At 71.5% G+C, this 20,249-nt stretch carries 18 protein-coding genes and 1 pseudogene; 11 read left to right on the top strand and 8 right to left on the bottom strand.

Translation table 11 applies throughout. The features are described from left to right. The first annotated feature begins 113 nt into the window (after nucleotides 1-113). The 3 genes from ACOTKD_RS15410 to ACOTKD_RS15420 are packed head-to-tail and all read left to right on the top strand — an operon-like array spanning nucleotide 114 to nucleotide 3,618. Nucleotides 114-1,103 carry a glycosyltransferase family 2 protein gene (locus tag ACOTKD_RS15410; protein ID WP_424889505.1) on the top strand — a complete coding sequence of 330 codons (990 nt, stop codon included), beginning with the start codon at nucleotides 114-116 and terminating at the stop codon, nucleotides 1,101-1,103. Continuing rightward, nucleotides 1,103-2,482 carry a polysialyltransferase family glycosyltransferase gene (locus ACOTKD_RS15415; RefSeq protein ID WP_424889506.1) on the top strand — a complete coding sequence of 460 codons (1,380 nt, stop codon included), beginning with the start codon at nucleotides 1,103-1,105 and terminating at the stop codon, nucleotides 2,480-2,482. The genes ACOTKD_RS15410 and ACOTKD_RS15415 overlap by 1 nt, the downstream gene beginning before the upstream one ends. Then, entirely contained in the window at nucleotides 2,479-3,618 is a 1,140-nt protein-coding gene (locus ACOTKD_RS15420; protein WP_424889507.1) for an acyltransferase family protein, read from the top strand. Before ACOTKD_RS15415 ends, ACOTKD_RS15420 begins: the two co-directional genes overlap by 4 nt. Here the strand turns inward: ACOTKD_RS15420 and ACOTKD_RS15425 are convergent. Continuing rightward, the gene (locus tag ACOTKD_RS15425) at nucleotides 3,589-4,248 is read right to left on the bottom strand and encodes a TetR/AcrR family transcriptional regulator C-terminal domain-containing protein (RefSeq protein WP_424889508.1); all 660 of its coding nucleotides are present in this window, start codon (nucleotides 4,246-4,248) and stop codon (nucleotides 3,589-3,591) included. The two genes, ACOTKD_RS15420 and ACOTKD_RS15425, sit on opposite strands and share 30 nt — an antisense overlap. Nucleotides 4,249-4,317: 69 nt before the next feature. Between ACOTKD_RS15425 and ACOTKD_RS15430 the strand changes: the two genes are divergently transcribed. Then, on the top strand, nucleotides 4,318-6,003 hold the full coding sequence (locus ACOTKD_RS15430) for an FAD-dependent monooxygenase (RefSeq protein WP_424889509.1): 1,686 nt from the start codon (nucleotides 4,318-4,320) through the stop codon (nucleotides 6,001-6,003). A 35-nt stretch (nucleotides 6,004-6,038) separates the two neighbouring features. Here the strand turns inward: ACOTKD_RS15430 and ACOTKD_RS15435 are convergent, their stop codons facing one another. The 3 genes from ACOTKD_RS15435 to ACOTKD_RS15445 form a co-directional block, all read right to left on the bottom strand. Further along, nucleotides 6,039-6,728 (bottom strand): signal protein, encoded by a 690-nt coding sequence (locus ACOTKD_RS15435; RefSeq protein ID WP_424889510.1) that lies wholly within the window; start codon nucleotides 6,726-6,728, stop codon nucleotides 6,039-6,041. A gap of 191 nt (nucleotides 6,729-6,919) precedes the next feature. Then, complete coding sequence (locus tag ACOTKD_RS15440) at nucleotides 6,920-8,317, bottom strand: gluconate:H+ symporter (protein WP_424889511.1); 1,398 nt, start codon at nucleotides 8,315-8,317, stop codon at nucleotides 6,920-6,922. Nucleotides 8,318-8,357: 40 nt separating this feature from the next. Next, nucleotides 8,358-8,873, bottom strand: a complete 516-nt coding sequence (locus tag ACOTKD_RS15445) for a gluconokinase (RefSeq protein ID WP_424889512.1) — start codon at nucleotides 8,871-8,873, stop codon at nucleotides 8,358-8,360. Nucleotides 8,874-9,001: 128 nt separating this feature from the next. Here ACOTKD_RS15445 and ACOTKD_RS15450 point away from each other — a divergent pair, with 128 nt between their 5' ends. Continuing rightward, complete coding sequence (locus ACOTKD_RS15450; protein WP_424889513.1) at nucleotides 9,002-9,703, top strand: FadR/GntR family transcriptional regulator; 702 nt, start codon at nucleotides 9,002-9,004, stop codon at nucleotides 9,701-9,703. Between the two features lie 105 nt (nucleotides 9,704-9,808). Then, a complete protein-coding gene (locus tag ACOTKD_RS15455) occupies nucleotides 9,809-10,000 on the top strand; it encodes a hypothetical protein (RefSeq protein ID WP_424889514.1) in 192 nt (63 codons plus the stop codon). Between the two features lie 657 nt (nucleotides 10,001-10,657). Here the strand turns inward: ACOTKD_RS15455 and ACOTKD_RS15460 are convergent. From ACOTKD_RS15460 to ACOTKD_RS15470, 3 genes are read right to left on the bottom strand one after another with little or no spacing between them, the layout of a single operon-like run. After that, nucleotides 10,658-10,846, bottom strand: a complete 189-nt coding sequence (locus ACOTKD_RS15460) for a DUF397 domain-containing protein (RefSeq protein ID WP_424889515.1) — start codon at nucleotides 10,844-10,846, stop codon at nucleotides 10,658-10,660. Further along, nucleotides 10,839-11,030, bottom strand: coding sequence for a DUF397 domain-containing protein (locus ACOTKD_RS15465; protein ID WP_424889516.1), 192 nt, complete (start codon nucleotides 11,028-11,030; stop codon nucleotides 10,839-10,841). Before ACOTKD_RS15465 ends, ACOTKD_RS15460 begins: the two co-directional genes overlap by 8 nt. Before the next feature lie 10 nt (nucleotides 11,031-11,040). Next, nucleotides 11,041-11,988 carry a helix-turn-helix domain-containing protein gene (locus ACOTKD_RS15470; protein ID WP_424889517.1) on the bottom strand — a complete coding sequence of 316 codons (948 nt, stop codon included), beginning with the start codon at nucleotides 11,986-11,988 and terminating at the stop codon, nucleotides 11,041-11,043. A gap of 154 nt (nucleotides 11,989-12,142) precedes the next feature. On the opposite strand from ACOTKD_RS15470, the pseudogene ACOTKD_RS15475 reads away from it, so the two are divergent. Beyond that, nucleotides 12,143-12,475 (top strand): annotated as a pseudogene (locus tag ACOTKD_RS15475) (hypothetical protein); the annotation flags it as partial. 48 nt (nucleotides 12,476-12,523) lie between these two features. Here ACOTKD_RS15475 and ACOTKD_RS15480 read toward each other — a convergent pair. Further along, complete coding sequence (locus ACOTKD_RS15480) at nucleotides 12,524-14,059, bottom strand: amidase (protein WP_424889518.1); 1,536 nt, start codon at nucleotides 14,057-14,059, stop codon at nucleotides 12,524-12,526. 99 nt (nucleotides 14,060-14,158) lie between these two features. Here ACOTKD_RS15480 and ACOTKD_RS15485 point away from each other — a divergent pair, with 99 nt between their 5' ends. Genes ACOTKD_RS15485 through ACOTKD_RS15500 form a run of 4 tightly spaced genes read left to right on the top strand, consistent with a single transcriptional unit; the run spans nucleotide 14,159 to nucleotide 20,248 of the window. Further along, entirely contained in the window at nucleotides 14,159-14,572 is a 414-nt protein-coding gene (locus tag ACOTKD_RS15485) for a hypothetical protein (protein ID WP_424889519.1), read from the top strand. Next, nucleotides 14,569-15,201, top strand: a complete 633-nt coding sequence (locus ACOTKD_RS15490) for a hypothetical protein (RefSeq protein WP_424889520.1) — start codon at nucleotides 14,569-14,571, stop codon at nucleotides 15,199-15,201. Before ACOTKD_RS15485 ends, ACOTKD_RS15490 begins: the two co-directional genes overlap by 4 nt. Further along, nucleotides 15,201-19,862, top strand: a complete 4,662-nt coding sequence (locus ACOTKD_RS15495; protein WP_424889521.1) for a putative T7SS-secreted protein — start codon at nucleotides 15,201-15,203, stop codon at nucleotides 19,860-19,862. Before ACOTKD_RS15490 ends, ACOTKD_RS15495 begins: the two co-directional genes overlap by 1 nt. Then, complete coding sequence (locus ACOTKD_RS15500) at nucleotides 19,862-20,248, top strand: hypothetical protein (RefSeq protein WP_424889522.1); 387 nt, start codon at nucleotides 19,862-19,864, stop codon at nucleotides 20,246-20,248. Before ACOTKD_RS15495 ends, ACOTKD_RS15500 begins: the two co-directional genes overlap by 1 nt. Nucleotide 20,249: the final 1 nt, after the last annotated feature.

A 20,249-nucleotide genomic window follows, 5' to 3' on the forward strand; every position in this document is an offset into this window, starting at 1 on the left:
ATCGGCGAATCGGCCCGGCGGAGGGGCGGGTTCATCATTCCGCCGCGCTTCGTTCACCTCCGCGCCCGCCCGCGGCCAAGACGAATGCCGGGGGGCCGCCTAATGTCGCCGGGGTGGTCAAGCTCTCCGTCATCGTCCCGTTCTTCAATGTTCAGACCTTCGCGCCCGACGTGCTGAGAAGTCTGCGGGCGAACGCCCGTGAGGATTTCGAATTCATTCTCGTGGACGACCGTTCGACCGACGGCACGCCGGCGCTGCTGGAGCGCGCCGGGCGCGAGCTGCCGGGGGCCGTGGTCCTGCGCCACGAGCGCAACGGCGGCCTCGCCACCGCCCGCAACACCGGGCTCGACGCGGCGCGCGGCGAATACCTGACCTTCCTGGACGGCGACGACTGGCTGGCGCCCGGCTACTACGCCCGGCTCGTCGCGTACATCGAGGAGCTGGCCGTGGACTTCGTCCGCACGGACCACGTGCAGTGCACGGGCCGCACCCGCACCGTGCAGCGCGTGCCGCACGGCCGCCGCGGGGTGGTCCTGGACCCGCGCGGCGCGATCCTGCCGGCGGACCGCTCGACGTCCGTCGACTACCCGTACGCGTGGGCGGGGATCTACCACCGGCGGCTGCTGGACGAGGGCCTGCTGCACTTCCGGGACGGCCTGCGGACGGCGGAGGACCGGCCGTGGATCTGGCGGCTGCACCGCGAGGCGCGCACCTTCGCGGTGGCCGGCCTGCTGGGCGTCTTCTACCGGCGCGGGGTGGCGACTTCACTCACCCAGATCGGGGACGTACGGCAGCTCGATTTCCTGCGCGCATTCGATCAGGTCATCGAGGAGACGGCCCTCGACCGGAACGCGGAGGAATTCCTCCCGAAAGCCGTTCGAACGTATTGCGCAATCATTGCCCACCACCTCACGAATATCGAACGTTTTGAGCCGCAGGTAGCCCGCGCATTGCGTACGAAGAGCGCGGGCGCACTGCGCCGACTGCCACCGCAACTCGTCAAGGACGCCGTGAATTCCATGGACTACGACCGCGCGGTCCTGCTGCGCAGGCTGAGGCGGCGGCCGGCCGGGGCCCCGGGCACTGCCGGGGTGGCCGCCTGATGCCCGCCCCGCCGCCCCCCGCCCGCCGCCGCACGCAGATCTTCCTCGCGTCCACGCTGTACGGCGCCGCCACGCTCGCCGCAGCCCTGGACGCCGGCTGCTTCGCCCCCGCCGACCGCCGGCTGCTGCTCGTCGCCAACACCGCCGCCGTCCCGGAGACCACCCCGGCCCTCGACGAGGCGCCCGGCTTCGGGCGGCTGCGCACCCGCTTCGACGGCGTCCTGTCCTGGAACGACGCGATCCGCCCCTTCCACCCGTCCGGCTGGTCGCCCCGGCCCGACGACGCGCCCCTGTGGGAGCGGCACCTGAGGCTGCTCTGGGGCCTGGGCGACGACGACGTGTCGCTCGTCGTCGAGTCCATCCAGGTCAGCCCGGCGGGCGCGATCGTCCAGTGCTTCCCCGACGCCGCGCTCGACGTCTACGCCGACGGCCTCATGAGCTACGGCCCCACCCGCAACAAGCTCGACCCGCTGACCGGCACGCGCGCCGGCCGGCTGCTCCACCTGGACCTCGTGCCCGGGCTGCGGCCGCTGCTGCTCACGGAGTTCGGCGTCGCACCGGAGATCGTCCCCACGGAGGCCTTCGCCAAGGTGCTCGCCGAACTCGCCGAGGACGCGCCCGCCCCGGACGCGCCCGAGGGCGCGGCGCTCCTGCTCGGCCAGTACCTGTCGGCGCTCGACATCCTCACCCCCGAGGAAGAGGAGCAGCTGCACGTACGGATGCTGCGCGGGGCGGCCGGGCGCGGCCACCGCGAACTCGTCTTCAAGCCGCACCCGGCCGCGCCGGCCCGCTGGTCGCGGATGCTGGAGGAGGAGGCGGAGCGGCTCGGCGTCACCCTGACGGTCCTCGACACGCCGGTCCTGGCGGAGGTGGTCTACCAGCGGCTGCGCCCGGCGCTGGTGGCCGGCTGCTTCTCGACGGCGCTGGTGACGGCGAGGACGTTCTACGGCCTGCGGGCGGCGCGCACGGGCACGGACCTCCTCCTGGAACGGCTGAGCCCGTACCAGAACAGCAACAGGGTGCCGGTGACGCTGGTGGACGCGCTCCTGCCGGAGCTGAGCGCAAGCGCTCAGGACCCTGAGCCCGAAGCGGACCTCAACGGCCTCCTGGCCGCGGTCGGCTTCGCCATGCAGCCCCAGATCTACCCGCACCTGCGCGAAGCCGCCGAAGACTACCTCCGCACCCGCCTCACCCCCCGCAGCCGCCGCTACTTCAAGCGCCGCCGCCTCACCGCCCTCGCCCTCCCCGGCGGAATCCCGTCGCAGCTGTCGTTCCTGCCGCGCAACGCGGCCGTCCGCAGGGTCGCCCGGCGGGCACGGGCGCTGCAGCGGCGCCTGACCAAGGCGAAGGCACCGGCCAAGGCGATGGTGAACTCATGACCGCCCCGGCCCTCCCCCGGCCGCGCCGGAAGGCGCCCACCGAGCAACCCGCGCCCTTACAGGGCACCCACGGCGGCAGCCGCCTCCGCGCTCTGGACGCCCTGCGCCTGATCGCCGCCCTGATGGTGGCGTTCTACCACTACGGCGGGCGCGACGGCGACGTGAGCCGCGCGTGGGGCGCGTCTCCGCGGCACGAGTTCCCCACCCTGTCGGGCGCCTTCGCCTACGGCTGCCTGGGTGTCGAGATCTTCTTCGTCATCAGCGGCTTCGTGATCTGCATGAGCGGCTGGGGCCGCCCCCTGCGCTCGTTCTTCGCCTCGCGCGCGGCCCGCCTCTACCCCGCCTACTGGGCGGCGATCGTGCTGGTCACCGTGGCGTTCGCACTGCCGTGGGTGGGGTTCAGGACGGTGTCGTTCAGCGACACGCTCGTGAACCTGACGATGCTGCAGCAGCCGGTGGGCGCCCAGCGCGTGCTCGGCGTGTGCTGGACTCTCTGGGCCGAGCTGCGCTTCTACGCGCTCTTCGCGCTCTTCGTCGTCCTGCCGGGCGCGACCCGGCACCGCGTGGTGATGTTCTGCGCGGTGTGGACGCTGGCGACGGTCGTGACGACCGCCTCGCACGTGGAGTTCCTGCGGGTCGTCGTGATGCCGGAGTACTCGTCGTACTTCATCGGCGGCATCGGCCTGTACCTGGTCCACCGCTTCGGGAACGACCTCCTGCACTGGGGGATCGTGGCCGTGAGCTTCCTCGTGGGGCAGCACTACGCGGTGGCGGGCCTGTGGCACGTGCCGAACCCGCACTTCTTCTCGTACCGCTCCCCGTACGTGATCGTGGCCGTCGTGGCGCTCGGGTACGCGGCGGTGGCGGCCGTCGCCCTGGGCAGGGCCGGCTGGATGAACTGGCGCTGGCTGACGGTCGCGGGCGCGCTGACGTACCCGTTCTATCTGGTGCACGAGCACCTGGGGTGGGTCGTGATCGGCGCCCTGCACCGCGGCCTGGGCATCCCCGCGTACGCGACGCTCGGTCTGACCATCGCCCTGATGCTGGGCCTGGCCTGGCTCCTGCACCGCTTCGTGGAGCGGCGGCTGACGCCGCTCCTGCGCAGGTCACTCGACCCCGGCGGCGCCCGGCGGTAGCAGCGTGGCCTCGATGCCGGCGACGACGGCGTGCAGGCCGGTCTCGAAACCGGCCTCCATCTCGCCGAAGAACTCCACGCCGGCCGCTATGACGAGGGGGTAGCCCTTCAGGCGGTCGGCGCGGTCCTCCAGGTCGTAGGCGGGGTCGCGCTCGCCGCCCGGCACCGGGTGCACGGACTGCTCCTCCATCACGTACCCCATCGTGTACGTGTTGACGGTGAACCAGGCGCGGGCGGCGGCACTCGGCGTGAAGCCCGCCGCCACGATCTTCTCCATCATCTCCTCGACCGGCCCGGCGTAGCTGCGGCCGGTCAGACGCGTGCCGCCGAAGACCTTGGCGCCGTCGCGGTAGCCGAGCAGGAAGCGGCGCATCACGCGGGCCGATCCGGCCAGGCACGACTGCCAGGTGCTGCTGTCGACGGCCGACAGCGGCTCGGCCATGCGGCGGAACATCTCCGTGGCGACCTCGTCGAGCAGCTCCTGCTTGTTCTTGAAGTGCCAGTAGAGCGCCGGGGCCTGGACGCCCAGCTCCTTGGCGATCCTGCGCAGGGTCAGGCCTTCGAGGCCCACCTCGTTGAGCAGGTCGAGTGCGGTTTCGGCCACTTGGGCGCGGTCGATGCGAGTTGCCACCTTGACAGCTTAACGGTGTTCAGTTCACTCTGGGGACAGCGCGAACTTAACAACGTTAAGGGGGATCTCGTGAACGCTGCAGCACCGACCACTGCCGCACTGGACACCACCGCACCGAACTCTGCCGCCCTGCCCGCTTCGGGTCCGGCTCCCGCTCCGGCGCCCGACGTCGAAGTGCTCATCGCCGGCGCCGGGCCCACCGGCCTCGTCCTCGCCATCGACCTGACCCGGCGCGGCATCCGCCACCGGCTCGTCGAGCAGGAGGCGCGCGGCTTCCCCGGCTCGCGCGGCACGGGCCTCCAGCCGCGCAGCCTGGAAGTGATGGACGACCTCGGGGCCATCACGGCCCTGCTCGCCTCGGCCGGCCCCATCCCGCCCGTGCAGTCGTGGGAGGGCACCGAGCGCGGGCGCGAGTGGCCCCTCGTCGAGCCCGGCGACCCCTCGCCCGGCACGCCCTACCCGAATGCGCTGATGTGCCCCCAGTGGCGCACGGTGGAGGTGCTGTACCAGCGCCTCGAAGAGCTGGGCGGCCGGGTGGACTTCAGCACCGGCCTGACGGGCTTCACGCAGGACGAGCACGGCGTCACGGCCGAGCTGCGGCACGCCGACGGCACGGTGGAGACGGTGCGGGCCGGCTATCTCGTCGCGTCGGACGGCGGGCGCAGCGCCGTGCGGAAGGCGCTCGGCGTGCCCTTCGAGGTCAAGGTCGTCGACGAGCGCCACGCGATGGTCGCCGACGTGCGGATGACCGGCTTCGATCGCGCGGGGATCGACCGCGGCCACTGGCACATGTGGACCAGCGCCCCCGGCGGGCTGCTCGGCCTGCGCCCGCTGGAGCTCACGACGGACACCATCCAGGTCATGGCCTTCTGGTCGGACACCTCCTACGTGCCGGACCCGGCGCGCGACGCCACGCCCGAGGCCCTGACGCGGCTCATCACCGAGCGCACGGGGCTCACCGGCCTCGTGCCCGAGGAGGTCATCTGGGCGTCGGCCTTCCAGCCGAAGGCCGGCATGGCCGCACGCTTCCGCACCGGCCGGGTCCTCCTCGCCGGGGACGCCGCGCACATCCACTCCCCCGCCGGCGGGCAGGGGCTCAACACCAGCCTGCAGGACGCCTACAACCTCGGCTGGAAGCTCGGCGCCGTCCTGCGGCACGGCGCGCCGGACGCCCTGCTCGACACGTACGACACCGAGCGCACGCAGGTGGCCGCCGACGTGCTGGAGCTGAGCACCCGCGTCCACGGGCAGGACCGCAACGTCGGCTTCGAGCGGGGCATGTCACGGCGCGGCAAGGAGACCCACCAGCTCACCCTCAACTACCGCACGGGCCCGCTGGCCCGCGAGCTGCGCCGGGATCTGCCGGAGGACGGGCTGCGGGCGGGTGACCGGGCCCCCGACGCGCCCTGCACCGACGCCTCGGGCGCGCCCTTCAGCCTCTTCGACGCCTTCCGGGGCCCGCACTTCACCCTGCTAGACCTCACCGGGTCGGAGGCCGCGGGCGCGCCGGCCGCGGCGGCGGTGGCGGACGTCGAGTGGGTGCGTACGTACCGGGTGGGCGGGCCTACGCCCGATCTGGTCGACGCCGGCGGCCACGCCAAGGCCGCGTACGGCACGGGGCTGTTCCTGGTCCGGCCTGACGGCTATGTGGGGCTGGCCACGGATGAAGCGGAGGACGTACGGGCTTACCTGGCGCAGGTGTCGGCTCAGGCACCGGTGCCGGCTCAGGCACCGGCGCGGGCGATACGGGACTGAGCCGCGGCCGGCGGGCCCGGCGGCTGTGGACGGCGTCAGACCGCGTCATGGTTCGTCGCCGCCCCCGCCGCCGGGACCTTGAGGGTGTAGTCGACGGAGACGGTGAACCGCCCGGAGGAGCCGCGGATCTGCAGGGTGTGGTTGCCGGGGCGCAGCGGTTCCGTCTGCACCCACAGCCCGCAGGCGTGGCTGCGGAAGGTGCCACCGCCGTCGGTGAGCGGGTTGCCCTCCTCGGCGGTGACCCGTACGGGCGTGGCGTCGTAGCGCTCGGCCCGCAGGGGCTTGCCGTCGAGGGTGGCGGTGCCCTTGGCGGGGGCCATGAACTCGGAGCAGCCGGCCTGGTCGCTCATCAGGTTCACGAGGGGGAAGGCCAGGCGCCGGTTCGCGGGGACGGCGCAGGTGCGCTCGGCGCGTTCCCCGAAGGTGCCGGCCAGGAACCAGACGCCGCCGTCCTTCTGGCCCTGGGCGCACATGCTGCCGTCCCGGTCCTCGACGGGGTTGGAGCCGCTGGGGCTGGAGGACGCCCAGGTCCACCAGCGTCCCTGGAGGTCGGAGGGGCTGAGCGGGCCCGCCGCCGCGTCGGGGGCCGCGGTGGCGGTGGCTCCGCCGTTCGGGGTGCTCTTCGCGTCCGCGTGTTTCGGGGCGGGCGCGCCCGCGCAGCCGGCGGCCAGCAGGGCGGCGCCGAGCAGCACCGCTGCGGGGGCGACAGGTCTTCCAATACGCATAGGCGAACCCTAAGGTCCGATATGTCCATTGGAGCGGGAGCAACGCAGAACGGCCAGGGCCGAGAGGAGCAACGCGGGGGACGTACGGAGGACCGGCGGGCCGGCGGCCGGCGGCTCGGAGAACCGGTGGCCGCCGGCCGGTGCGGGCCGGAGGACCGGCGACGGCGGGGCGGGGAAGCGGGGACAGCGGGTCAGAGGACCAGCGACAGCAGCAGGACGAGGACGAGGGAGACGACGGAGATCACGGTCTCCATCAGCGACCAGGTCTTGATCGTCTGGCCGACGTCCATGCCGAAGTACTCCTTCACCATCCAGAAGCCGGCGTCGTTGACGTGGCTGAAGAACAGCGAGCCGGCGCCGACGGCGAGGACGAGCAGCGCGGTGTGAGTGGTGCTCATGCCCTCGGCGAGCGGGGCGACGAGCCCGGCGGCGGAGATGGTGGCGACGGTCGCCGAGCCGGTGGCGAGCCGGATGCCGACGGCGATCAGCCAGGCCAGCAGCAGGGCCGAGATCGACCAGCCCTTGGAGAAGTCGAGGATCATCCGGCCGACGCCCACGTCGATCAGCGTCTGCTTGAAGCCGCCGCCCGCGCCCACGATCAGCAGGATGCCGGCGATGGGGGCGAGGGACTTCTCGACGGTCCCGGCGAGCCGGTCGCGGCCGAAGCCGGCGGCCCGGCCCAGCGTGAACAGTCCGACGAGGACGGCGGCGAGGAGGGCGATCAGCGGCGAGCCGACGACGTCGGTGACGCGCTGGACGTGGTCCTTGGGGTCGTCCACGACGATGTCGACGAGCGCCTTCGCCAGCATGAGGACGACCGGCAGCATGACCGTGGCGACGGTGACCCCGAAGCCCGGGCGGCGCTCCAGCTCGGCCGAGGGCCGCTGGGGTATCAGCTTCTCGGGCGGGGCGATGTCCACCCAGCGGGCGGCCACCCGCGAGAACAGCGGCCCGGCGACCACGGCGGTCGGCACGGCGATCAGCACGCCGAGGGCGAGGGTCACGCCGAGGTTCGCGCCGATGGCGTCGATGGCGGCCAGCGGGCCGGGGTGCGGGGGCACCAGGCCGTGCATCACGGAGAGCCCGGCGAGCGCGGGGATGCCGATCCGCATCAGGGAGTGGTTGCCCCGCTTGGCCACGAGCAGCACCACCGGGATCAGCAGCACGATCCCGACCTCGAAGAACAGCGGCAGGCCGATGACGCCCGCGATCAGCACGATCGCCCACGGCATCGAGCGCGGCCCCGCCTTCGCCAGGATCGTGTCGACGATCTGGTCGGCGCCGCCGGAGTCGGCGAGGAGCTTGCCCAGGATCGCGCCGAGCGCGATGAGGACGCCGACGCCCGAGACCGTCGCCCCGAGTCCTGCGGTGAAGCTCGCGATGGTCTTGTCCATCGGCGCGCCCGCCGCGGCCCCGAGCACCAGCGAGCCGATGGTCAGGGAGAGGAAGGCGTGCAGCTTGAGGCGGGTGATGAGGAGAACGATGACGGCGATGCCGACGAGGACGGCGATCCCCAGCTGTGCGTGACCCGCCGACGTGATCGGTCCGGCGGGGGCCGCGGCCAGCATCTCGACGCTGAGAGTGCTCACGGGGCTTCCTTGGAGGAGGAGGTGGAGGGAGAGAAGGGGGCTAAAGCTGCCTCAGGGCCCCTACGGCCCGCTCGGCGATGGCCTGCGGGCCGGGCGCGACGTCGACGTCGATGCCCGCCTCGTCCGCGCCCAGCGGTTCGAGGGTCGCGAACTGGGAGTCCAGCAGCCTGGTGGTCATGAAGTGGCCCTTGCGGGCCGCCATGCGGCCGGCGATCAGATCGTGGTCGCCGGTGAGGTGGAGGAAGACGAGTCCGGGCGCGGCGGCGCGCAGCCGGTCCCGGTAGGCCCGCTTGAGCGCGGAGCAGCTGACGACCCCGCCGCGGCCCGCACGGTCCGCGGCCCACGCGCCGATGGCGTCGAGCCAGGGGGCCCGGTCGGCATCGTCGAGCGGGGTCCCGGCGGACATCTTGGCGATGTTGGCGGCCGGGTGGAAGTCGTCGCCCTCGGCGTAAGGGACCCCGAGGGCCTGGGCGACGAGCGGTCCGACGGTGGTCTTGCCGGTGCCGGCGACGCCCATCACGACGACGACGCGGGGGTGTGCCGGACGGCTGCTCATCGGGGCCTCACTGTCTTCATTGACGGGGGTGTGGCCACACTGAAACGCATTACGTACGACATATTCAAGCCCCTGTGACTCAAACGTCATACTTAATTTGCCGTGGGCGGGGATCGTAGGCTTGCCCCATGGAAAACCAGGGGCAGGGGCTGCACGCGCGCGTGCTGGAGTCCCTCGGGCCCGCGATCACCTCGGGCACGTACCCGCCGGGCAGCGTCCTGCGCACCGACGAGCTGGAACGCCGCTTCGAGGTCTCGCGCACCGTGATCCGCGAGGCCATACGCGTCCTGGAGTCCATGCACCTGGTCGAGTCCCGGCGCAGGGTCGGCGTCACCGTCCGCCCCACCGAGGAGTGGAACGTCTACGACCCCCAGGTCATCCGCTGGCGCCTCGCCGGCGCCGACCGGCCGCGCCAGCTGCGCTCCCTCACCGTGCTCCGCTCGGCCGTCGAGCCGGTGGCGGCCGGGCTCGCCGCCCGCCTCGCCACGCCCGAGCAGTGCGAGGAGCTCACCCGGCACGCCCTCGGCATGGTCGCCACCTCACGCGGCCAGCAGCTCGGCGCCTACCTGGTCCACGACGTGGCCTTCCACCGGGTGATCCTGCGCGCCTCCGGCAACGAGATGTTCGCCCGCCTGGGCGACGTCGTCGCCGAGGTCCTCACCGGCCGCACCGAACACCAGGTCATGTTCACCGACCCCGACCCGGCCGCCGTCACCCTCCACGTCCGCGTCGCCGAAGCCGTACGGGAACGGGACGCCGCCCGCGCGGAGGCCCTGACGCGCGAGATCACGGCCGGCGCGATGGCCGAACTCGACATCCTCGCGCCGTAGCGGGTCATGGCGGGGCCGTGACGGGAGTGTCGCGGGCGCGCCACAAAACGACAGAGGTGCGACAAAATGATCGCCATCTCGAACGACCGTCCGTAGCCTGATCCCATGCGCCACGAGAACGACCACGCCCGGGACCGCGCCCACGACGACGAAGACCAGCCCGTCTTCATCCGCCAGCGCTACGGCACCCGCTGGGTCTACAACCACCGCAACCCGGTGGGCCTCGCACTGATCATGATCGTGCCGATCGTGGCGATCGGGGCGCTGCTGCTGATGACCCGCGGAGCGGGTCGGTAGTGAAAGCGGGCGAACATCGCAGGTCGATATTTATCATCGCCCGTCATCACCCAACGGATTTACTTCCCCACCGAGTTGGGCCACTAGGGTGATCTCAGCGCACCGCGGTGCGCCTCCCCTCATGGATCGTCTCCGGGCCTCGTGCCCTCGGGGCCCGGCCCGACCCTGAGGAAAGGCCGTCGACCGGGATCTCGGCGGCCGGTCTGAGGGGAGGCGCCCATGGGGCGTCGCAGGAAGCCGAAGCCGTCGATCCGGCAGCGCGTCGAGGACGTTCTGGTCCGCGCAGCGTGGAAGCTGGGGAGGTGGTTCAAGGGCTGATCTGAGCCTCAGAGAACGAGGCTCAGGTCAAGCACCTGTTCGGATTCTAAGCTCCCGCCCTGTGGTTTCCCGGCCCCGGGCGGGGGCCCTTCGTGTTCACGGTACCGGATCCGGCGGCGGCAGGCACGACCCATCGCCCTCATGACAGCCGCGGCCGTGCCGAGTTGGGCAGCACGGGCAGAGGGACCGGTGAGGCCTGGGTGGCGCTGGGGCCGGCGGGCCTCGCCCCCAGCCCGCTTGTACACCAGGCAGGCCTGCCCGGCCGGTGGATTTCCGCGCCGAGGGGGCGCCCCCGCCCCCGCTGCCAGCCTGTTCTGACCTGCAGTCACAGCACGGATCTCAGCCGCCGCGGGTCCCCGCCTTGAGGGTGCGTATCAGGCTGCCGAGCGCGAGTGGGGTAGTCCGCACGACGGTGCGGGGGGCGTCGCTCTCGCGGAGGGCGATCGCGGCGCCGGTCGCGGCGACCTCGACGCAGTCGTTGTTGTCGCCGGTTCCCGAATACGTGGACTTCTGCCACCTATCACTCATGGCGCACTCCCGCCTTGATGGCGCGTATCAGTGCGCCGAAGGCGGGTGGGGTGGTCCGCACGACGGTGGCGGGGGCGTCGCTCTCGCGGAGGGCGATCGCGGCTCCGGCCGCGGCGGCCTCCACGCAATCGTTGGTCTGTTCGTTCCCCGAGAACGTGGATTTCTGCCAGGCAACCATATGCATCGTCAGCCCCTCACAGCTCGCATGCGATCCGATGAATCAAGTCGCGAGTCTCCCGCGGGCCAAGTGCCGCACGCTCCACCTTGTTCCAACGGTTGCGGTATTTGGCGAGTTGCTCCTTAGCGTGAAAGAAAGCGCTGCCGTGGAGGTGGTCTACCTGGACCGTATCGAGGGCGGCCACGCGGTCGACCGCGTAGAGCATCGAGTACCCCATACCCGCGAAGCCCTCAGCCTCGAACGGCACAACCCGGATCGTGACCCCCGGCCGGTCGGATACGGCCAGCAGGAAGTGGAGTTGATCGCGGGCGACTTTGCGATCGCTCACCCTCATTCGCAGCGCAGCCTCATGCACGATCGTGGAGATGGCCGGAGGATTGTCACGCTCGAGTACCGCTCGGCGCTGCAAGCGAAATGCAGTGACCGTATCGACATCGACGTCATACGGCTCAAGTTCATCAGCCACGTAGGCAAATAGCGACCGCACATAGTCCTCAGTCTGCAGTAACCCCGGCACGTTGACGATCTGCACGCTGCGCAAGGCACTCGCGTGCCACTCCAGCTCCGCCAGGTCCAGGGCTTGACTCCTCATGCGTCCCCGGTACTTCTCCCACCACCCCCGAGATCGCTCCGCCGCCCGCTCCGCGAGGGCATCAACCAAGGCGGCGTCCTCCACGCCGTACCGCTCCGCCAGGAGACGCGTCCTCTCGGCGCCCACCGCCGCGTTGCCCGCCTCGATGTGGGACAGCCACGCCTGATCGCGCCCGACGGCCGCGGCAGCGTCCCGCGCCGAAACGCCCGCCCACTCGCGCAGCTTCCGCAGCTCGGCGCCCAGCCGCTCCTGCCGGGCCGTGACGATGGTCCGCCTCGCCATGTCGTCCTCTTTCTCGCGCGCTTGCGGCGCCAATGTGTCACAGCGAGCCCCGATGGGGCGAACTTCACGGGATCGCTTGCGCAGTACCAAATTTGGCTCCTACGTTGAGTGTCGCGCAGCTCACACCGCGAGCTCACCGCCCACCCGGAAGCGCACCGCCCCACCCTGCCCCCACGCAGTGGGCAGGCGCCGCGGCAATGACACCGGGCGCGCGATCACTTCACCCCACCCCGCCGGAGGCGCCATGTTCCTGCCTGCCCCGAAGCCCGCGCCCGTCGCTCCTGAGATCGAGCCGTTCGAATACCGGCTGCGCGTGCCGAACGACGCCCGCGCCATTCCCCTCGCGCGCGGCACCGTCCGGGCCGCACTCACCGCCCACGAGCTGGGCGAACTCGTCCCGAGGGCCGAGCTGTTGGCTACCGAGCTGCTCACGAACGCGATCGTGCACACCGTCGACGAGGCGGAACTCCGTATCTCCTGGTCGCAGTGGGACGTGCTCACGCTCACAGCGTGGGACACCGAGGATCTGCCGCCGGCACCACGGCCGGACCCCTGCCCCTACGACGTCGACGGCCGCGGCCTGATCCTCGTCCGTTCGCTCGCCGACAAGTGGGGGGTCTACTCCTCACCCCATGGCTTCACGTGCGGCGCCTCCAAGGCCGTCTGGTGTTCGCTCACCCGCAGCCACGTCGCCGACGGGCCCCGGCCCCGGCCGGCGCTCGAACCACCGCTCCGACGCCTCCAGTTGCGCAGCGAGTGAGATGAGCCGCGGCTCGCTGTCGGCCGGGCCGAGAAGCTGGGCGCCGAGCGGGAGGCCGGTGGTCGTGAAGCCGGCCGGGACGCTCATGCCCGGCCAGCCGAGGACGTTCCACGGCCAGGAGTACGGACAGGCCGAGATCATCGCCGCGTCCGTACGGCTGCTGGACAGGCCGGTCAGGTCCCCGATCCGCAGCGGCGGGACCGCCGTGGTCGGGGTCAGGACGACGTCGAAGCGGTCGAAGATCTCCCCCACGCGCCGCCGCAGCGGCTCCTCCGCCGCCCGGGCCACACGCAGGATCCCGCCGCCCAGCAGCAGCCCGCCGCGCGCGTTCACCCTCGTGCGGGCGTCCAGCAGGGCGGGGTCGGGGACGCGCCCGGCCCATTCCCGTACGCCGGACATCGAGCGCGGCACGAACGTGAGCCCGATCAGCCCGTAGCGCGGCTCCTCCTCGACCACCTCGTGCCCGAGAACTGCCAGTCGTTCCGCGATGCGGAGGGTCGCGGACCGGGCTTCGGGGTCGAGCCGCTGGCGGGCGGCGGCGAACGCGGGGCGCAGGGAGAGCGCGATCCGCAGCCGGCCGGGGTCGCGGTCGGCGGCGCCGAGGACGTCCACAGGGCGCGGCCGGTGGAGGTCCCCGCCGTGGCTGCCGCTCGCCGCGTGGAGCAGGAGCGCGGCGTCGGCGACCGTACGGGCGAGGGGGCCGTGGCAGGTGATGCCGCGGAAGGACTCCGGCTCGGGCCAGGTGGAGACGCGTCCGCGCTGCGGTTTGATGCCGACCAGGTGCGTCCAGGCGGCGGGGATCCGGAGCGAGCCGGCGCCGTCCGAGCCGAGGGCGGCCGGTACGAGGCCCGCGGCGACGGCTGCCGCGGCGCCGCCCGAGGAGCCGCCGGGCGTGTGCTCCGTGCTCCAGGGATTGCGGGTCGCGCCGAACGCGGGGCCTTCCGTGACGGGCCACTGCCCGAGCTCCGGCGTGTTCGTCTTGCCGACGATGACCGCGCCCGCGGCGCGGAGCCGTCGTACGGCCTCGCTGTCGGCGGATTTCGGCGGGAAATCGCCTGCGCAGCCGAAGGCGGTGGGCTCCCCGGCGACGTCGATGTCGTCCTTCACGGCGACGGGGACGCCCAGCAGCGGGGCTCGCCCGCCGTCCGCGAGCCGCCGGTCCGCCGCGTCCGCCTCGGCGAGCGCGGCCCCGGCCCGTACGCGGCGGAACGCGTTGAGCAGGGGCTGCGTCGCCGCGATACGGGCCAGCGCGCGCTCGACGAGCTCGCGCGAGGAGACGTCGCCGGCGGCCAGTGCCCGTGCCTGGGCCACCAGTCCACTGCCCGTCAGGTCCGTTAAGCCCGAGGTGTCTGCTGTATCTGCCGTGTCTGTCGTGTCTGTCGTGTCCGCCCTGTCTGTCATCCGGTCCCTCCCCCGTGGTTCGAAGCCCTTCGCTCCGAATACCGTGAGTGCACCTCTGGCCTCATTTTGTACCCTTCCTCTGGCTTGGGGAGGCGAGAGTTGACGTCATCGACGGCATTGACGGACGAAATCCGCGCACTGCACGCGCAGGAGGGGCGGCCGGCCGCACTGGTCGGCCGGTTCCGGCGCACGGCGGTGCTGGTGCCGTCGGACAGTCAGGACGGTTTGTGGTCCGCCGAATACGGCGGGATCCGGTGGATCTACGCGTTCACGAACGAGGCGGCTCTCGGGCGGTTCGCGCTCGCGCAGGGGGCTGACGGGACGGCGGACTGGGCGTACCGGACGGTGCTGGGCGCGCGGCTGCTGGACGTGGTCGTGCCGGCGGTCGGCGTACCGGCGGGCGTCGCGCTCGATGTCGGCAGCCCGGAGCCGGTGCTGTTCCCGCCGGTGGTCGGGATCGTGCCGGACGCGTACGCCGTTGATGCGGACGCGGACGCTGAGGGTGCGGCGTGAACGACCCCAACCTCGCCGCAGACGCGGCGGCACTCAACAACATCGCCAAGGGCATCAACGAAGCCATAGGCGAGCTGAAGTCCCTCGGCACCCCCGGCGAGGCGGCTGTCGGCCGCGGCTTCGACGAACTCGCCCTCAGCGGCGTCGAGCTGGGCCACGAGGGGCTGGCCGCCGCCTTCAAGACGTTCTGCGACCGGTGGGACTGGGGCGTCCGGACCCTGGTCCAGGACGGCAGCCGGTTCGCCGAGCGGGTCGGCCTCGCCGCGGGCTACTACCACGAGCAGGACGTGTACATCCGGGACTCGTTCAAGGTCGGCGTGAACGCCGCCATGGGCAATCCGCACCTCCTGGAAGAGGACGTCGAGAAGAAGTCCATGAGCGAGATCCTCGCCGACAACCCCGTCAACGACTTCCGCAACCCGGACTACAGCGCCGAATCGTTCCGCAAGGCCGGCGAGAACAGCCGCCAGGTGTGGGCGAACACCCTCCGCGACGCCAGCACGGGTGCGGGGAACGGCTTCGGCAGGGGCCCGCTCGGCCGTCAGGGCACGGACGCGGCGAACAAGCTCGCCGACAAGCTGGATGGCGGCCGGCCCTCGCAGTCCGGCGAGCCCGAGGTGGCCGGCTGATGGGGCTCTGGGACCCGATCGACGCCGTCGGCGAGCTGGCCGAAAAGGGTGTGCACAAGGTCGAGAAGAAGGCCGGCGAAGCCGTCGAGTGGGGCGCGGGCAAGGCCGCCAAGGCCCTCGACAAGGTCGGCGCGCACGACGAGGCGCTCGCGGTCAGGTACCTGGGCGACCGGGCCGCCTCGGAGCTCGGTGCCGAGGTCAAGGAACAGCAGCTCGGGCAGACCGAGAACCCGCTGGCCCTGATCCACGGCGAGCCCGGGAACATCGAGGCCGCCGCCAAGCACCTCCAGGCCTTCAAGAAGGCCTTCAACACCACCCACGCGGGCCTTCAGCGCGTCCATTCCGGGGAGTGGAAGGGCGAGGGCGCGAAGGGTTTCGACGCCCGGATCGCGCCGGAGGCGAAGAAGTGGGCGCAGGCCGCCGACGCCTGCGAGCACGCCGCGAGCGCTCTCACCTCGTACGCGCACACGGTCCGCTGGGCGCAGAAGCAGGCGCTGGAGGCGATCCGCCTCTACAAGCAGGGCAAGAAGGCCACGAAGGAGGCCGCCGACGCCCACGACGAGAAGGTCGACGCGTACAAGGCGAAGGTGAAGGAGGGCAAGGACCCGGGCAAGCGGCCGGGGGACTTCCACGACCCCGGTGCCGCCGACGTCAAGGAGGCCCACCGCATCCTGGACGAGGCGCGCAAGCAGCGCAACACGGCGGCGGGCGAGGCCAAGGCGAAGATCGACAAGGCGGTGGAGGCGGCCCCGAAGGAACCGGCCTTCCACACCCGCATGAAGGGCGACGCCCAGGGCTTCGCCCAGGGCGCGCAGGTCGAGCTGCTGCACTTCGGCGGCGGGGTCTTCCGGGCCGGTACGGACCTGGTGAAGTTCGGCCGCAGCATGAACCCGCTGGACCCGTACAACGTCACGCACCCCGCGGAGTACCTCAACGGTGTCAGCAACACCGCTGCCGGTCTCGTCTCCCTCGCGTCCCACCCGGAGCGCATTCCGGGCGCCCTGCTCGGCCCCGGCTGGGGATCGGACCCGTCCGAGGCCGGGGGACGCCTCTTCGGCAACTTCCTGCTGTCCCTGCCCACCGGCGGGGCGGCGGGGGCAGGCACGCGCTTCGGGGCGGGGGCGGCGCGGAAGGGCGCGGAGATCGGCGCGCGGGCGGGAGCCCGGGCCGGGGCGCGAGCGGGTGAGGAGGGGGCGGAGAGCGCGGCGCGCGCCGCGACCCGGGAGCACCCGCCGGAGCCGAACAAGGACCCCAAGAACGTGGAGGTCTGCGAGACGGACCCCGTGGACATCGCCACGGGCCGCATGTTCCTGCCGCAGACCGACGTCGCGCTGCCCGGCGCGCTCCCCCTGGTCTTCTCCCGCCACATGAAGTCCGGATACCGCTGCGGCCGGTGGTTCGGCCCGTCGTGGGCGAGCACCGTGGACCAGCGGCTGGAGATCGACGACGAGGGCGTGATCTTCGTCGACGAGCACGGGCGGCTGCTGGAGTACCCGCACCCGGTGCCGGGCGTGGCCACGCTGCCCGCCAGGGGGCCGCGGTGGCCGCTGTCGGTCGAAACGGACGGCTCGTACGCCGTCACGGAGCCGGACACGGGCCTCATCCGTCACTTCGCTCTCCGCGAGGGCGGCCGCGAGGCTCTGCTGCACCAGCTGACGGACCGCGGCGGTCATCACTGGATCACGTACGAGTACGAGGCGGACGGCACGCCTGCCGCGATCGTCCACGGCGCCGGCCAGCGGCTCCGCATCACCACCGACGGCGGCCGCGTCACGGCCCTGCACCTGGCCGGGACGGAGGTGATCCGCTACGGCTACGACGAGGCGGGCGACCTCACGGAGGTCACCAACTCCTCGGGGTTGCCGCTGCGTTTCGGGTACGACGATCGCGGCCGGATGACGTCGTGGACCGACCGGAACGACACGCACTACGAGTACGTCTACGACGACGGGGACCGCTGCGTCTTCCAGACCGGCACCGACGGGCACATGCGCTCCTCCCTGGAGTACGGCGCCCCGGATCCGGACAGCGGTCTGCGCGTCACCCGGGTGACGAACTCTCTGGGTCACACCACCGCCTTCACCATCAACCGGCGCTCGCAGATCGTCGCCGAGACGGATGCGACCGGCGCCACCACGCTGTCGTCGTGGGACCGCCACGACCGCCTTCTCTCGCGCACGGACCCACTGGGCGTGAGGACGGAGTTCCGCTACGACACGGAGGGGCGCCTGACGGACGTGTTCCGGCCGGACGGCAAGCGGATCACGGCCACGTACAACGCCCTCGGCCTGCCGGAGACGACGACGGGCCCGGACGGCTCGGTTTGGCGCCACGGGTACGACGGGGCGGGGAACCGCACGTCGACAACGGACCCGGCGGGCGCGGAGACGCGGTACGCGTACGACGACGCCGGCCATTTGTCATCCGTGACGGACGCCCTGGGCAACACCACCCGCATCACCTGCAACAGGGCGGGCCTGCCGGTCGAGATCACCGACCCGCTCGGTGCCGTCACCAGCTACCGCCGGGACTCCTTCGGCCGCGTGACGACCGTCATCGACCCGCTCGGCTCCACGACCCGCCTGACGTGGACGGTGGAGGGACAGCTCACCCGCCGCATCGCCGCCGACGGCGCCGAGGAACGGTGGACGTACGACGGCGAGGGCAACTGCACGGCGCACACGGACGCCCTCGGCGGCGTCACGCGCTACGAGTACGGGCCCTTCGACGTCCTGACGGCCCGGACCGGCCCGGACGGCGTGCGCCACGAGTTCACGCACGACACCCTCCTCCAGCTCACCCGCGTCACCAACCCGCAGGGCCTGACCTGGGACTACGTCTATGACCCGGCCGGGCGTCCGGCCGCCGAGACCGACTTCGACGGCCGGACGCTGACGTACGCGCATGACGCGGCGGGGCGGCTCGTGTCCCGCACGAACGGGCTGGGCGAAACGATCACGTACGAGCACGACGTGCTGGGGCGCGTGGTCCGGAAGGACGCGGCGGGCACGGAGACGACGTACGTGCACGACGCCGCGGGCCGCCTGACGGAGGCGAGCGGCCCCGACGCCACGGTGGTCTACAGCCGGGACCGGCTCGGCCGCGTCAAGTCGGAGACGACGAACGGCCGGACGCTGACCTTCGCGTACGACGCGCTCGGGCGGCGCACGCGCCGGGTGACGCCGGGCGGGGCGGTGAGCACGTGGACGTACGACGCGGCGGGGCGGCGGGCGTCACTGACCGCCTCGGGGCAGGTCTTCGACCTCGAACACGACGCGACGGGCCGGGAGGTGGCACGCCGCTTCGGGCAGGGCCTGACCCTGTCGTCGGCATGGGACGCCGTGGGGCGCCTGGTGTCCCAGGGACTGGAGGGCGCCGGGGAGGAACTCCTCCAGCACCGCGCCTACACCTACCGCCGCGACGGCCACCTCACCGGCATCACGGACGTCACGAACGGCTCCCGCACCTTCGAGCTGGACGCGGCGGGCCGCGTCACGACGGTCAGCGCGGCGAACTGGCAGGAACGGTACGCCTACGACGAGGCGGGCAACCAGACGGAGGCGGAGTGGCCGGCGAGGCACCCGGGCGCGGAGGCGCAGGGCGCGCGCACGTACACGGGCACGCGCATAACGCGCGCGGGCGGAATCCGCTACGAGCACGACGAGCAGGGCCGGGTGGTGGTCCGCCAGAAGACGCGCCTGTCTCGTAAACCCGACACATGGCGCTACGAGTGGGACGCGGAGGACCGCCTCACGTCGGTGGTGACTCCGGACGGCACGCGCTGGCGCTACGCGTACGACCCACTGGGCCGCCGAATAGCGAAGGAACGCCTGTCGGCGACGGGCGGGGTGGCGGAACGCGTGGACTTCACGTGGGACGGCACGAAACTCGCTGAACAGACCAGCACGGCTGTGGGGTTGCCCAACCCCATAACCTTGACCTGGGACTACCAGGGCCTCCACCCGATATCCCAGACGGAACGCATCTCGGCGGCGGAGGCGCCTCAACGCGAGGTGGACCGCCGGTTCTTCGCGATCGTGACGGACCTGGTCGGCACGCCGACGGAACTGATCGACGAAACAGGCCGGACGGCTTGGCGCACCCGCTCCACGCTCTGGGGCACGACGGCGTGGTCGCGCGACAGCACGACGTACACCCCACTCCGCTTCCCGGGCCAGTACTTCGACCCCGAAACGGGCCTCCACTACAACTACCACCGCCACTACGACCCGGACTCGGCCCGCTACACGTCCCCGGACCCCCTGGGCCTGACCCCGGGCCCCAACCCGTCCATATACGTCGACAATCCGAATGCCTGGGTCGACCCGCTGGGGCTCGCGCCCTGTCCTCCGCAGGAGAAGGTAACCAGCCTTGCGGAAGTGACCGCACCCAAACCGCTGAAGCCTCACCAGGTCACAGATGCTTGGCGCAACTTTCTCGGCGATGGGCCATATACGAATATTCATCCCCGAACCGGCCAAATAGATCCAAACCGTCTGGTCTCTGCGGATGGACAGCGAAGCATTCGAATGGGCGACCATGAAATGAACAGCAAACCGACAAAGTTCCACTTCCACATGGAGACGTGGGAGTATTACGCCCCGACCAACGAATGGGTTGTGGGAAACACCATGGTGCGAGTCCCGCTAGGATTGAAATAATGCGAATCGAAGTTTCGAACATCCTGGACAGCGAATCCGGCAAGGTTGAGTTTCACTCCCCCGCGGGGACGGCGAGAGGATTCTGGAAGGGGCCACAGCCTGCTCTGCTCGGCAACTTCGACGTCGAAATCGAAGTTCCCGAAGTCATTCACTCCTGGGATTCGACAGGTGTGCCTGGCGGCAGGCTCGACACTATCGAATCCGCAGAGGGTGAAATAATCCACGTCTCCGGAACCGTAGAGCATGCCGATGAAGACCCCGTTATTTCACTCAGGATTCATTCAGACATCGTGCTCGTAGAGCTTGACGCTGCGGAGAGACCGGCGGAGGGGTCCGTATTGGCATTTACCGCATCAGCTATCGATCTCTACCCCTACCTGTTGTGAG

The organism is Streptomyces sp. XH2 (genome assembly GCF_049725035.1).
GTDB classification, from domain to species: Bacteria; Actinomycetota; Actinomycetes; order Streptomycetales; family Streptomycetaceae; genus Streptomyces; species Streptomyces roseoverticillatus.

Excerpts from the sequence above, each read along its gene's own strand:
- ACOTKD_RS15415 (WP_424889506.1), top strand. The coding sequence starts at position 1,103 with ATGCCCGCCCCGCCGCCCCCCGCCCGCCGCCGCACGCAGATCTTCCTC.
- ACOTKD_RS15420 (WP_424889507.1), top strand. The coding sequence starts at position 2,479 with ATGACCGCCCCGGCCCTCCCCCGGCCGCGCCGGAAGGCGCCCACCGAG.
- ACOTKD_RS15435 (WP_424889510.1), bottom strand. The coding sequence starts at position 6,728 with ATGCGTATTGGAAGACCTGTCGCCCCCGCAGCGGTGCTGCTCGGCGCC.
- ACOTKD_RS15445 (WP_424889512.1), bottom strand. The coding sequence starts at position 8,873 with ATGAGCAGCCGTCCGGCACACCCCCGCGTCGTCGTCGTGATGGGCGTC.
- ACOTKD_RS15450 (WP_424889513.1), top strand. The coding sequence starts at position 9,002 with ATGGAAAACCAGGGGCAGGGGCTGCACGCGCGCGTGCTGGAGTCCCTC.
- ACOTKD_RS15455 (WP_424889514.1), top strand. The coding sequence starts at position 9,809 with ATGCGCCACGAGAACGACCACGCCCGGGACCGCGCCCACGACGACGAA.
- ACOTKD_RS15460 (WP_424889515.1), bottom strand. The coding sequence starts at position 10,846 with ATGAGTGATAGGTGGCAGAAGTCCACGTATTCGGGAACCGGCGACAAC.
- ACOTKD_RS15465 (WP_424889516.1), bottom strand. The coding sequence starts at position 11,030 with ATGCATATGGTTGCCTGGCAGAAATCCACGTTCTCGGGGAACGAACAG.
- ACOTKD_RS15480 (WP_424889518.1), bottom strand. The coding sequence starts at position 14,059 with ATGACAGACAGGGCGGACACGACAGACACGACAGACACGGCAGATACA.
- ACOTKD_RS15495 (WP_424889521.1), top strand. The coding sequence starts at position 15,201 with ATGGGGCTCTGGGACCCGATCGACGCCGTCGGCGAGCTGGCCGAAAAG.
- ACOTKD_RS15500 (WP_424889522.1), top strand. The coding sequence starts at position 19,862 with ATGCGAATCGAAGTTTCGAACATCCTGGACAGCGAATCCGGCAAGGTT.